Below are 13,425 nucleotides of genomic sequence, written 5' to 3' on the forward strand. Positions count from 1 at the left end.
ACGTCGAGCTAAAGTATAGCGAGGAAAAGGGTTAGCGTTTTGCGTACTTGTTGATGAGCTTCTCAAGGTAAGGTTGGATCTCTTTATCGCTCCAGTCTAGGTAACCGCGCAAAAAGCCTATCAGGTTGCCCGAACCGTCAAATACGTAGGTGGCAGGTACGATATCAGCAGGCATTACCTGACCGATGTTCATTTTAGGGTCTAGCCAAGTTTGGTAGTAACCAAGGTCGTGACGTTCTAAGAATGCCGCCACTTTATCGCTCTCTTCATCAATTGATATCGGCAGTACGATAAGGTCATTATTGATATTGGCTTGGCGAATAGCTTCCATCTGTGGGATCTCTTTTATACAAGGTGAGCACCATGTAGCCCACAAGCTCACAAGTACGACTTTTCCATCAAATTGTTTTAGGCTTACTGAGTCTCCTTTTGTATCGCTAAAGCTAACATCAGGTACTTGTCTGGCTGCACTCATCTCGACAAAGCGCGACATAATCATCGGTTTTTCAATCGGCTCGCCGGTATCGTAAACTTTGTTGCTAGGCACCGATGCCTGCGCAGAGAAAGCCAAACCTAAACTAAGGCTGATAAAAGCTATCGATGAGAGAAGTCGCTGTTTGGCATTAAAGCCTTTATGCATACCTAACTTAGTCATGTGAAGTGTCCTGAATGTTCTTTGAGGTAATAAGTGCTGGTCTAATAAAAATAAATCCGCCTATAAGCACCAATATCACAAGTGCCAGCGGCAATAGCCAAAGTACTGCGGTATTACTATTTAGCGGTGGCATATAGCGGATCTTGTCGCCATAGCGGGCAACCATAAAGTCGATAATCGCCGCTTTTGATTGTCCCTCTTCTAACATTAAAAATATCTGTCCTTTCAGTTCACTGGCGATTTGGCTTTGAGAGTCGAACAGGTTTTGATTCACCGCCATCGGGCAGCGCAGTTCACGAGCTATTTCAAAGCCAATGACCTGTTTTTGTTGTTCGCTATAGTGGGTCGGTGCACTGTGTTCTTGGGCAAATACACTGATACAGATAAATAGCTGTAGCACTGCTAATACTGCAGTGATAAGCAGCTTTACCGCGATCATATTATTGAACCAAGGCTTAGGAGATTTCATGACAAAACCTCCGTGCGCAGTGGTTGCTGTACTTTAGAATTGACTGAGTTGCGCGTAGTAATAAAAACAGTGCTTAGTCCACCACACATCATCAGCAGTGCACCTAACCATATCCAGTTTACCAGCGGTTTGTAGCTGATCCTGATGAGGTATTCGTTGTCATTGAGATTGTTGCTATCAGTCAGTTTTTGCCCCATAGAGACATAAAGGTCACCAAATAAACCGCTGTGAATCCCAGCAGCTGACATCTGCATACCATTGGTTTTAAAGGTTTGCCTCTGAGGGTAAAGGTAGGTGATGAAATTATCTTGGCTATCTACCACTCTGACCTGTGCTTGAATCGCGTTGTAGCTGCGATGCTCTACTGCTTGAGTCTCTTCATAGATAAAGCTGTAGCCGCTTAATGTTTTACCTTGGCCTGGCCCCATCCGCAGTAGCTCTTCTGTTTCAAAGTTTGATACTAGCGTGGCGCCCAGAACAGACACTGCCACACCCAGATGCGCAATACACATCGCGTAAAAGCGGATTGATGAAGAGCTGCAGTTGCCACGGTTGACTTCATATTTTCGAAAAGCGACTCGTTGCACTATCGCAAGGCCAGTGGCGCTAATAATCCACAGCGCTGAAAACAGACCAAGTAACAGCCAAATGTTGAAGCTATCTTGCATTATTAGGGTAGCAATGAGTGCCATAGCCAAACATATCGCTGCTAGTATTAGCGCGAGTTTTAGTTTGTTACTGGATTGCCATTTTAGCAGGGGGGCAAAGCCCATTAGTAAAAATATAAGCGCGGCAATAGGAACAAAAATACTGTTGAAGTAGGGCGCACCCACTGAAATAGTTTGACCGGTAATGACTTCAAAAATAAGTGGATAGCAGGTGCCTAGTAGCACTGAAATTGCTGCAACGACCAACAGCATATTACCAAATAGAATCAAACTTTCTTTGGATAATAGTGAGAAGCCAAGAGGTGTTGATTTTACTTTGACTCGCTGGGCAAACAACGCCAATGCAGAGCCTGAAAATACAATCAACAGGATGAGTATCGACAAACCTCGGGTTGGATCGGAGGCAAAAGCGTGTACCGATTGCACCACGCCAGAGCGAACTAAGAAACTGCCAAGTAGGCTTAAGGAAAATGCCAGTATGGCGAGAAAAATACTGCAGTAACCTAATATTCCACGTTTGGCGGTCAGTAATATAGAGTGCACCATGGCTGTTGCCACTAACCAAGGAATAAAAGAAGCGTTCTCTACAGGATCCCAGAACCACCATCCACCCCAACCCAGTTCGTTGTAAGCCCACCAAGAGCCGAACGCATTACCACCCGTTAAAAATACCCAAGCCAGAATAGCCCACGGTTGCAGGTAGCGCGCATATTGTTGACTCAGTCCACCACACAGTAAAGCGGCAATAGCGCCAGCAAAGCAGATGGTTAAGCCGACATAGCCAAGAAACAGCAATGGTGGATGAATAATAAGCCCAATGTCTTGCAGTATTGGATTGAGATCTCTGCCTTCAATGGGGATGTCGGGCAGTAACCGCGCAAAAGGGCTAGAGGTAAAAAGTAGGAATAGGCAAAAACCAAAAATGAGTAAAGCGGCAACGGCAACAAGTTTATGGTGAAAGTGTTGTTCGGTCTTAGGAGCACGATTAATGATAAAGGCTGCCCAAACCGCTATCGAGACCACCCAGAACAACATTGAACCTTCATGTGAGCCCCAAACTGCAGCTACCTTATATAAGGTTGCTAATTGAGTGTTTGAGTTATTGGCGACATAGGCAACAGAGAAGTCATTAACGAGAAAACAATAGGCGAGTACTGCTATTGCAGTGATTAAAGTAAAGCACATTAATGTTGCTAATGGCTTGGTGTAACTCAATAGGTATTCACTATCTAACTTAATACCTGCAATCGTTACGATGGATAATATAAGTGATAGTGAAGAAGATATTATTAATAATATTAAGCCTATCTCTGGGATCATATCTGTGCCTATTTATTAAATTTTATGCAGTAAAATAAATACGTTCTATTCTATTTTAATTACTTGTGTTTATTTGTTATGTATATATAAAGAGGTGCTTTGCTATTTTTTAAATTTAGGGTTTATTGACTTGCTCTTATCCTAAGGTACAAAAAAATGGATTAATGAGAGGCTCCTCAAACTCTATAATCGCCAATCCTATGACTACAACTTTTAATATCTAAATGGTGGTCATTAGCTTTTTTTAGATCTAAAAATGACCGTTTTTATTCTTGAAAACTTATCGATGCTGAAACCTATCTTATTGTTACTAAAGGACTAAAAGTCTTTTATAACTCATCACAACTAATGCGTTTTTTTATGTGCTCTAGCGCATGTTTTTTCTATTAAGGATCAGGAGAATAGCGGTTGCTCAGTTGTTTAAGTCGTTCGGTGAACGGTTAGGTTTTGTAAAACATATTTGATTTATTACTGGAGGCTTAACTGGATAAATAGCAAATCGGTGAAGCTGTTTATAGGTTAGGTAAAGTAAACATTAAATGTGATGCGTTATATGTAAGAACAAAATTCAAAGAATAATACTGATGATAAGTAGGAGTGAATGATGAGACGATGGAAACACAAGGTAGCATTAAGCGTGCTGTTTTGTTTTGGTGCCATTGCTAATGTGAACGCTGCTGGTGGTAAATACAACAGCGTACCAGAAATGGGCAAGACAGCTAAAGAAATGATTGCTGATTACCAGGGCACAGAGAAAGTTAACGGTGTTAAAACACTGCAAGACTACGTTGTCCAAGAGGGTGAACTTTTTGATTTTCTATTCGAAAACCACCCTCTCTTTAAATATCAAGAGTCAGGTAACTTAGTGGGTGATTACCACATCAGTGACCGTGGTGAAGAGTATTTTGATACTGGACATAGCCCGAAATATAGCAAGTTAGATGGTAAGCCTCGTTCAATTCAATACCGTTTAGGGGCAAAGTCTATTCTTGATTACCCTAACAACTTTGTTGGTCCTGAAAAATGTGCTGAATGTCATGCTGCTCAATATGAGAAGTGGAAACGTTCGCGCCATGCCCAAACAGTTCGTTTCCCTGGTGAACATCCAGAAGTGGATAACGATATAGAAAAAACCATGTATGGCACCAAAGATACGTCAATCTTGCCGGACGGTATCACCCCAGACATGATCTACGCCACTATTGGTACACCTCGTACAAAATATGGCTTCATGGATGCTTGGCTAGTACGCGGTACTTACCACATTGAAGGCGGCTTACTACGTGACGGTACCGGTAAAATGGTTGCCGGTGCTAACCAGTTCTCCCGCGGCTGGGCTGAGTGGTTAACCGACGATATGGCGAAGAAAATTAACGACGTCATTCCAGAGTTCCCACTCACTGTAGCTGACTTTGGTGACTCCGGTTCTCATCAAAAAGGCATGAGCTCTTACGGGGCTAAATACCGTAAAGAGATGCTATTCCAACCTGCATCGTCTTACTGTGAAATTTGTCATACCTTCAAGTTTGACTTCCAAGACAAGCAAGAGTTCTTTGACGCCTTGGGCGATCCTAAGAAACTGCAAGAACATACCATCTCTAAAGGTATTGCTTGTGAAGAGTGTCATGGCGCTGGTGGTCACTTAGATGGCGGTACTGGTGGCATGCAGTCTAACTGTGAACGTTGTCATCAACGCTTCCAATACGATCCAACGATGACTGAAAGTGCTGCTGAAAAAGGCAAGCCTGAATTAGCGTTCGGCGTAAAAATGAAGTCTCTATGTCCATCTTGTGGTACCGAAGGTTCACAGATGTTCGGCTCTAAGCATTACGAAAAAGGCATGCGTTGTACTACTTGTCATGATCCGCATGAGGTGACTGACGGTGATTGGATGTCTGGTATCACTAAGCCGAAGCTGAAAAAAGACTGTAAAGATTGTCACGCAGCACAGACTTTGATTGCGGAGAATACTAAGACTCACAGTGAACAAACTTGTCAAAGCTGTCACATGCCTAACATGGGTAGCTGTGAGAACTTCAAAGCGATGCAGTTCCCTGACCAAGCTGGTTTCGATGCAGTACGTAAGTCTCACATGTGGAAAATTGATGTCGACCCTGTTCGTAAGACATTGAACCCACCAGAAGGTGAGCCGCGTACCCAAGGACCTAAAGCGGGTAAGGGTTGGACTGTTGCTAAGAACGAAGACGGTCGTACTTACCTCGACTTAATGTGGTCTTGTGCACGTACCGCGATTTCAGATCATGACGTAGTAGAAAACAAAGGTTGTCATAGCCAGTTCCAATCAGAGCTTGAAACAGGCCTGCACTATGAAGACCAAATGGAAATCTACGGCGAAGTAATGAAATGGCAGACGCCTATTAAGGAAGTCTTCGGCCAAGTTGAGCAAGCGCTAGTGCGTATTGACCAACTACTTGAAGTGACCAAGCTTCCTACGGAAGACAAGACTCAAGTGCTACTTCTCGCAGAGAAGGCGCAAGAGGCTGTTGAGCTAATCAAGAAAGATGGTTCTTGGGGGGTACACGGTTTCCGTTATAGCCAGAAACGTCTAGATGCCGCGCTAACTTATGTTACGCAAGCGCAGAACATCCTTGATGGTTCAGGTTACAAAGCTAAATAAGCGATAAGTCTTTAATGACCTCGACACCGGATTAAGTACCAGCAGGTGTCGAGGTATTAAGAGAGGAATGAGATGAAAAAAGCACTTGGTCAAATACTGGTAACACTGACATTGATCGCAAGTTCGGCAAGCTGCTTAGCAGGTGGCGGTAGCGAAATGGCACCAGCACCAAGATATGAGCACCAGCTAAATACCATCACCATGCGCGAAGCCCAGATGTTATTAGAGCAAGGTGGAGTCACTTTCTTTGATGTTAACACTTTGGAGTTATGGGCAGAGGGGTTCATCCCTGGAGCCATCTACTTCAATGTTAAAGATTGGAAAAAACTGCTACCTGAAAACAAAGAAACACCGATGGTTTTCTACTGCGCTAACCGTATCTGTAATGCCAGTGAGATTGCAGCAAGAGCTGTGATGAAGTTGGGTTATACCAACGTAAAGCAGATGCCAGACGGAATATATGGCTGGCGACTATCAAACCGTGTGACTGAAAAGCCATAGAAGATGGATCTTTGGCAATCAATATACTGAATCAAAATGTTCCTAAATGAGATGATTAAAATGACTAAAATTAGCAAAACTTCATTAGCTGTTATTACCGGCCTTTCACTATTTATTTCAGCCACTAGCATGGCGAACACGCCACTCAATACTGAGGTTCAAAAAGAGTCTTACAGTATTGGTGCTTCTTTAGGCAAATACCTTTCTAGTCAGATCTACTCTCAAACAGAACTGGGTGCCGAAGTGGATGTTGAGTTAGTGATTGAAGGGGTGGTCGATGCCCTCAAAAACAAAACACAATATTCAGATGAAGAGATTTTAACTTATCTGAATCAACGCGCAGAGCAATTAAATGCTGCTAAAGAAGCAGCCAATGAGCGCATCGCATTAGAAAACATGACCGCAGGCAGTAGCTTCCTCGCTAATAACAAAAAACAAGACGGTGTCATCGTGACCGATTCTGGGTTGCAGTATCAAGTTGTTTCAGAAGGTGAGGGTCGTAAACCTAACCCTGAAGACGTGGTTACTGTGCACTACAAAGGTTACTTAATCGACGGCACTGAGTTTGACAATTCTTATGAGCGAGATGAACCAAATCGCTTTGCACTTATGAGTGTGATTGAAGGTTGGCAGGAAGGGATCCCACTGATGAATGAAGGTTCTACCTATAAATTCACTATCCCATCAGAGCTTGCTTATAGCACAAAGCAGGTTGGCATCATTCCACCTAGCTCCACCTTAGTGTTCGAAGTTGAACTGGTTAAAGTGGAAGCGCCAGGTGATAACGCCCACGGCATGGGCCTAAGCGGTATGGGCATGGGTGGCATGATGGGATCCGGTAGCGGACATTAGTCGCCACGTACTCAATAAGTTAAAACAAATTAGAGAGTCACTATGAGTAGTCTTGCTGTTGGTATTGGTTTTTGTCTGGTTAGCGTTATTGCGTGTGTTTGGGGCCATCACCTTCAAGCTCATCATCTCAAACGTACTGCGCTAGCGAGCCAAAAGGCTGCGTCGACTGCTAAAGGACGAGCTTTTAACGGAGCGGTACCAGCAGCAATCTCTTTAGTGATGTTAATCATTCCCTTGATGGTTTACAGCCAAATAGGACGATTTAGTGAGTGGGATAAAGGAGTAATTGACGAGAACATTGATTATCTGATCGCCGCAGATATCAATAAGAACGCACGAAAAGTAAATGAGCAACCTAACAACGAAATTGCATTATTAACTTTGGCTCAATCATACGCAGAGGGCGGCTTATATGCCCAATCTGTATCGACCTTAAATGACCTACTCGCCATCACTGGTGATGACGCTAACACATTAGGGATGAAAGCCACTGCTATGTACTACCGTGACAATCGAGAGATGAGTATCGAAACCAAATTAGTGTTGGCCAGAGCACTAGCGCTTGACGAATTTGAGTTTCAATCTCAGTTACTTATTGCTACCGATGCATACCTTAATCAAGAGTATGAAACCGCAATAACTCACTGGCAGTTGCTGTTACGCAGTCAAAGCCAGAGATTTAATCGAGCCTCAATTAATAATGCAATTTTGAAAACCGAGCAAAAAATAGCTAATCGTTCAGTGACTGCATCTGAGTAAAGTCACACCAATAAAAAATAGGTCAGCAAGATAGCTGATAGATGGAGGATGCTGTGAGTGAAAATATAGAGAGACGGAGGTTCCTTAAATGCTTAGGAGCCAGCTCTTTGATAATAGCGCCCTTAGGGTGCAGTTCAGTCAAAGAGGAGTCAGATGCAAATAAACCCCATTATGTGATGGTGTTTGATCAAAACAAGTGTACCGGTTGTGGTGAGTGTAAGGACGCTTGTAACGTGACCAATAATCTTCCTGATGGCAAATCACGGATGATTATGGAGCAGCAGTCAGGTGGCGTAGCAGGTGAGACTTGTCCTCACTGTGGTAAGAAGAACTGCGACTGTGAACGCAAGTATGTGCGGGTTTCGTGTCAACAATGTAAGAACGCTCCTTGTGTCACTGTCTGCCCAACTGGCGCAGCGCATCGTGATGAGAAGACGGGCATTGTGACTATGGATGCTTCGAAATGTGCAGGTTGTAAGTACTGTATTGGCGCTTGCCCATACGATGCTCGATTCATCAACAAAGAGACTGATGTTGCTGATAACTGCGACTTCTGCTTAAACACCAAGCTGGTGAAGGGTGAGCTTCCTGCTTGTGTACAGCAGTGCCGATACGATGCATTGATATTTGGTGATGCGAACGATCCGACCTCTTATGTGAGCAAGTTGCTAAGAGTTAAAGATTCAGTGCGCATTAAGCCTGGCTTTGGAACGGAGCCGAGCTTGAGATACATACCAATTGTTAAGCTGGGGGTGTAGCGATGGACGGAACTATTGATTTTAGCATGGGATTATCTCAAGGCATTGCGTGGCCTTGGCCAATTGCCGTTTATCTGTTTTTTGCGGGTATTTCTGGTGGTGCGCTAGCCACTGCAATATTTATCCGTTTCTATAAAAAGCAGACTGAGAATACCGCCTTTTACAAAGCGGCGGCGATTATCTCTTTTGTCACCATCAGCTTAGGCATGCTGTGTTTGGTTTTAGACTTAACTAATCCGCTGTTTTTCTGGCGAATTCTGGTCTACTACAACCTTAATTCAGTCATGTCGATAGGTGTGATTGCGTTGACGGCTTATATCCCGTTAACGGCGGTCATTGCGCTATTAGCATTGGAAGATGAGCTACGTGCCATTCCTGCACTTAAAGTGTTAATGCCAATCATTGAAAAGCTAAAAGCAGTGCGTAAGCCAATGGAAGTGTTGGTGCTGATTTTGGCGTTATCTGTGTGTGCTTATACAGGTTTCCTTATCTCAGCACTTATTCGTTTCCCGATTATAAATACCTCGGTATTACCGGCGCTATTTATTGCGTCTGGGATCTCGGCTGGTGCTGCATCGGCAAAAATGTTGGCGGTGTCATTCTTTAAAGAAGATCTGCATAGCCAAGATATGAAGCTGTTACATGGTGCTGAATGGCCAATTATGTTCGCTGAAGCCATGTTCATTTTCATGATTGTTACTTCGCTGATGACGGGCAATGCGGGTGCACAAAGTGCGTTTGCGGCGTTCCATACTGGTGAGTGGGCTAATGTGTTCTGGCTTGGTGTGATTGGAGTTGGTTTTGCAGGTCCACTGCTGCTGAACTTTGCTACCAGTAAGTCGTTTAGTCACTCTGCTAAGGCGTTTTACGCTTCAGGTGTTTGCGCTGTGACAGGCATGATGTGTTTGCGTTTATTCATCTTGTATGCGGGACAAAACTTTGCCATTTAATGTTCAAAGTTTGCTTGACGGATAGCGAGTAGGTCAACCCCAATTGCGCCGCCCCTGCAGGGTTGCAATTGGGTGTTGTACCGAAAGTTAGCTAGATATTATGAAATAGAAATAGAGGTTATTAATGAAAAAACTTTTGTGCTTGCTACTACTGCCTTTGTTATTTGCTTGTAGTCAAGGTGCCGATGACAACATGGTTTTAGAAGCGCCTGCTATTCATGACCATGACCGCTGTCATATGTGCGGCATGATGATTAAGAAATACCCGGGTCCTAAAGGGCAAGTTCATTTGAAAGGTCAGCTGGTAACTCCAAAGTTCTGCTCGACTCGCGACATGTTCAATTTTGTGCTGCAAAGTGAAAACAAGCGTCAGGTAACTGAATTGTTTGTACATGACATGGCAAAAACAGATTGGGCGGATCCTCAAGATAGTGCTTTTATTGATGCTAAAACCGCCTGGTATGTCTACGGCAGCAGTAAAAAAGCGGTGATGGGGCCTGCGGTGGCAAGCTTTGGTACTAAAGAGGCTGCATTAAAGTTTGCCGAAGAGTTAGGCGGTATCGTGCTTAGTTATGATCAAATTGATACCAAGTTGCTTGCGGGTGAGTGAGTAGACTTAGGTTAGGTGCTATGACGAAATTAACGGTTGTCTCGGTTTCAATCCTGTTGATTGCAAGCGCACTGCTAAGCAACGACTCGATGGCTGCGACATGGACCGTAAATAATAGTCATGACTTACAGCAGCAATTAACTCAAGCAAGTATTGGCGACACTATTATTTTAAATGCTGGCCGTTATCAGGGAAATTTTGAAATAGCCAAAGCCCTCACAATTAGCGGTGAACATGGAGCCGTTATTGATGCCAAGGGGCTGGGCAGTGCAATAAAAGTCAGTGCTAATGATGTCACGATTGAAGGTCTTAGGATTGAGAGCTGGGGCAGTGACCTGTATGAACGTGATGCCGGTATTTTGGTTATGGAGCAAAGCCGCAATATCAAGATAATGCACAACAACCTGCAAGGGGACGGCTTTGGGGTTCGTGCAGATCACAGTGAACAACTGGTAATACGTCACAACCAAATTCGCGGCAACTCCCAGCTGCATGTGCTTGATCGAGGGGATGGTATTCATCTTGATAGAGTGCAGCAAGCAATGATTGAGTATAACCAGATTGAACATGTTAGAGACGGTGTTTATATCGAGTCTAGCAAAGGCAGTTTAGTGGCAAATAACCACTTTTATCATCAGCAATACGGTATTCATTACATGTATAGCGAACATGACGAAGCCTACGGTAATCATAGTGAGAATGTCAGTGGTGGTTACGCGATCATGAGCTCTAAATTTGTCTATTTACATCATAACCGAGCAGAAAGTGCCACTGAGTATGGGGTGTTACTTAATATCACTAACGGTGCGCGTATTGAGTTTAATGTATTGCGTAATATCCATAATCCTCAAGGTCAGGAAGCTTTAGGCAACCAAGGTCGCGCAATGTTTATTTATGGCGCGTTAGATAATGAAATCCGTGGTAATGAGTTTGCCTTGAGTGATATAGGCATTGCGATGGCAATGGGTGGAGAGAAGAATCGTATCTATGAGAATAACTTTATCAATAATCTTACCCAAGTGAAGTATGTTGGCGACGAACTGCTGCAGTGGAGCCAACAGGGGCGTGGTAACTATTGGAGCAGCTATATGGGCTGGGATCATACTCAAGATGGCATTGGCGATCAGAGTTATCAACCTAATGACTCGATGGACAAATTGTTCTGGCGCTACCCTGAAGCCAAGTTTTTGATGAATAGCCCAGTGGTGTCGTTATTGCGCTGGGTCGAATCGCAAATGACGGTATTTACCGCTACGGGCATAAAAGATGATTTCCCTTTGATGCAACCTATTCAGATTAATCCAGCCGTCGTGTCGACAGCGTCTGCCAGCGAGCTCGCTTATGAACATTAACCTTAATTCTGCTAGCCACAAGCCTGTTGTAAGGGTTGAGCATGTTGGTTTACGCTTTGGTGATTTCGAAGCATTGCAAGATATCAATATCGATATCTTTCAGGGCCAAACGCTTGCCTTACTTGGCCATAATGGCGCAGGGAAATCGAGCCTGATCAAGCTGGTTTTGGGGCTGGTAAAGCCAACGTCAGGCAAGCTAACGGTGCACAATGAATGTGATCAATCGAGTGTAAATCTGGGGTATTTACCCGAAGATGTCAGCTTTTATGACAAGTTGACCGGTCTTGAGGTGTTACGCTATTTCGCCGCACTAAAAGGTATTAATGACACCCGAGTAAAGCAATTAATTGAAGAGTTTGAGCTGGGTTATGCGCAGCAAAAACCACTAAAAACCTACTCAAAAGGGATGAAGCAACGCTTGGGCGTTGCGCAGGCGATTTTATCGCATCCAGATATTTTATTGCTCGATGAGCCAACAGTGGGGCTTGATCCACAGGCATCGCAGTTTCTTTATCAGAAGATAGATTCGCTTAAACAACAAGGCTGTGCTGTGATTGTTTGTACCCACGAACTGTCGATAGTCGAGAAGCATCTTGATAGCGCTTTACTGTTGGCTCAAGGTCGCAGAGTCGGCAGTGGAACCCTCGATGAGTTACGCCAAGCGAGTGGATTGAAAAGCCAAATCAAACTCGCTGATTTTGCTGGTACGCTGCAGCGCGATAGCTTTTTAGCTTCGTTTAGCCAAGGACAAAAGCTACTGGTTGATAGTGCTGAGCGCAGCGCTGTGGTGGAATATTTGGTACAGCAAAAACAGTGCAGCGACTTTAGTGTTATCGAACCGAGTTTAGAGTCTATTTACCATCATTGTATGTTGCAGCAAACGGATAGAGCTGAGCCAAGCAGAGTGGCTACAACGCAGAAAAGCTGGCGACAATCGCTACAGCAATTCCTTCGCCCAACGGTGAGTCAGAGTCCATTATGAATAGCATACAGTTAACATCGCCAGTTTGGGTTATCGCTAGTAAAGAGCTGCGAGACAGTTTACGAAATCGTTGGATACTATTTATGGGATGCATATTCATGATGCTATCTCTGTCAGTCACCTTTGCAGGAAGTGCGGTCACCGGTGAATTGGCGTTGCCTCCGTTAGCTAATTTAATGTCGAGTCTCTCAACTACCGCGGTATTTATTATTCCCTTAGCGGCAATTCTGCTCAGTTACGATAGTTTTGTTGGTGAGCAGGAGGCGGGAACTTTACTGTTGCTGTTGTCATATCCGGTCAGTCGTAGTCAGATATTAATGGGCAAACTTTTAGGTCACTGCTTGGTGATGTTTATCACCACTAGCTGTGCTTTTGGTTTAACGGCAATCTTATTGATTATGCTAGGTGAGCAATACGCGACCGATGAAGTGGTAAGTGTGTTTATGCAGTTTATTATCAGTAGTAACTTACTGGCGCTGACGTTTATTTTGTTAGGTTATATTGTCAGTATACGAGCAACAGAGAAAGCCAAGGCTGTAGCCGGACTGCTATTCGTTTGGTTTCTGTTAGTGCTTATCTATGACCTATTGCTACTCACTGTATTGGTCTCTGATGTCGCGTTTATGGATAAGCCGCTGCTTAATATCTTAATTGCGCTGAACCCTACAGATCTTTATCGAGCAATGAACTTAGTTGCCGTTGATGCCAAAGGCACGGGCGCTGCACTATCTATGATTGCTGATATCGATTTAAGTTTATCTGTGATGTATTTATTGATGTTGGGCTGGATCAGTAGTTTATTGTTTATTTCCCAAAAATTATTTAGCGGTAAACCGTTATAAATTGTTTTCTTTATTGAGTTTGGTTATGGCATGATAGTGAAAAATTAGTGAGTGCTAATTCTGCGTGTT

The 13,425-nt window shown here is 43.8% G+C and carries 13 protein-coding genes; 10 read left to right on the forward strand and 3 right to left on the reverse strand.

The window, feature by feature from the left end; genetic code table 11:
* Positions 1-31: 31 nt before the first annotated feature.
* The 3 genes from K5R16_RS00410 to K5R16_RS00420 are packed head-to-tail and all read right to left on the reverse strand — an operon-like array spanning position 32 to position 3,112.
* On the reverse strand, positions 32-655 hold the full coding sequence (locus K5R16_RS00410) for a TlpA disulfide reductase family protein (RefSeq protein WP_259649727.1): 624 nt from the start codon (positions 653-655) through the stop codon (positions 32-34).
* Positions 648-1,124, reverse strand: coding sequence for a cytochrome c-type biogenesis protein (locus tag K5R16_RS00415; protein ID WP_259649728.1), 477 nt, complete (start codon positions 1,122-1,124; stop codon positions 648-650). Before K5R16_RS00415 ends, K5R16_RS00410 begins: the two co-directional genes overlap by 8 nt.
* Complete coding sequence (locus tag K5R16_RS00420) at positions 1,121-3,112, reverse strand: heme lyase CcmF/NrfE family subunit (RefSeq protein ID WP_220735575.1); 1,992 nt, start codon at positions 3,110-3,112, stop codon at positions 1,121-1,123. Before K5R16_RS00420 ends, K5R16_RS00415 begins: the two co-directional genes overlap by 4 nt.
* Positions 3,113-3,716: 604 nt before the next feature.
* Between K5R16_RS00420 and K5R16_RS00425 the strand changes: the two genes are divergently transcribed.
* From K5R16_RS00425 to K5R16_RS00470, 10 genes are all read left to right on the forward strand, one after another.
* Positions 3,717-5,750 carry a cytochrome c3 family protein gene (locus tag K5R16_RS00425; RefSeq protein ID WP_220735576.1) on the forward strand — a complete coding sequence of 678 codons (2,034 nt, stop codon included), beginning with the start codon at positions 3,717-3,719 and terminating at the stop codon, positions 5,748-5,750.
* 72 nt (positions 5,751-5,822) lie between these two features.
* Positions 5,823-6,251, forward strand: coding sequence for a rhodanese-like domain-containing protein (locus K5R16_RS00430; RefSeq protein ID WP_220735577.1), 429 nt, complete (start codon positions 5,823-5,825; stop codon positions 6,249-6,251).
* A gap of 60 nt (positions 6,252-6,311) precedes the next feature.
* Positions 6,312-7,103 (forward strand): FKBP-type peptidyl-prolyl cis-trans isomerase, encoded by a 792-nt coding sequence (locus K5R16_RS00435; RefSeq protein WP_220735578.1) that lies wholly within the window; start codon positions 6,312-6,314, stop codon positions 7,101-7,103.
* Between the two features lie 42 nt (positions 7,104-7,145).
* Positions 7,146-7,862: a nitrite reductase gene (locus K5R16_RS00440; protein ID WP_220735579.1), complete on the forward strand. Its 717-nt coding sequence runs from the start codon at positions 7,146-7,148 to the stop codon at positions 7,860-7,862.
* Positions 7,863-7,915: 53 nt separating this feature from the next.
* Positions 7,916-8,620, forward strand: a complete 705-nt coding sequence (locus K5R16_RS00445) for a 4Fe-4S dicluster domain-containing protein (protein ID WP_220735580.1) — start codon at positions 7,916-7,918, stop codon at positions 8,618-8,620.
* A 2-nt stretch (positions 8,621-8,622) separates the two neighbouring features.
* The gene (nrfD, locus tag K5R16_RS00450; RefSeq protein WP_220735581.1) at positions 8,623-9,570 is read left to right on the forward strand and encodes an NrfD/PsrC family molybdoenzyme membrane anchor subunit; all 948 of its coding nucleotides are present in this window, start codon (positions 8,623-8,625) and stop codon (positions 9,568-9,570) included.
* A gap of 124 nt (positions 9,571-9,694) precedes the next feature.
* Positions 9,695-10,180, forward strand: coding sequence for a nitrous oxide reductase accessory protein NosL (locus K5R16_RS00455; protein WP_220735582.1), 486 nt, complete (start codon positions 9,695-9,697; stop codon positions 10,178-10,180).
* A gap of 20 nt (positions 10,181-10,200) precedes the next feature.
* The gene (gene nosD / locus K5R16_RS00460) at positions 10,201-11,532 is read left to right on the forward strand and encodes a nitrous oxide reductase family maturation protein NosD (protein WP_220735583.1); all 1,332 of its coding nucleotides are present in this window, start codon (positions 10,201-10,203) and stop codon (positions 11,530-11,532) included.
* Positions 11,522-12,514 carry an ABC transporter ATP-binding protein gene (locus K5R16_RS00465; RefSeq protein WP_220735584.1) on the forward strand — a complete coding sequence of 331 codons (993 nt, stop codon included), beginning with the start codon at positions 11,522-11,524 and terminating at the stop codon, positions 12,512-12,514. Before nosD ends, K5R16_RS00465 begins: the two co-directional genes overlap by 11 nt.
* Positions 12,511-13,356, forward strand: coding sequence for an ABC transporter permease (locus K5R16_RS00470; RefSeq protein ID WP_220735585.1), 846 nt, complete (start codon positions 12,511-12,513; stop codon positions 13,354-13,356). Before K5R16_RS00465 ends, K5R16_RS00470 begins: the two co-directional genes overlap by 4 nt.
* The last annotated feature ends 69 nt before the right edge of the window (positions 13,357-13,425 follow it).

Source organism: Shewanella sp. c952 (genome assembly GCF_019654975.1).
GTDB lineage: Bacteria > Pseudomonadota > Gammaproteobacteria > Enterobacterales > Shewanellaceae > Shewanella.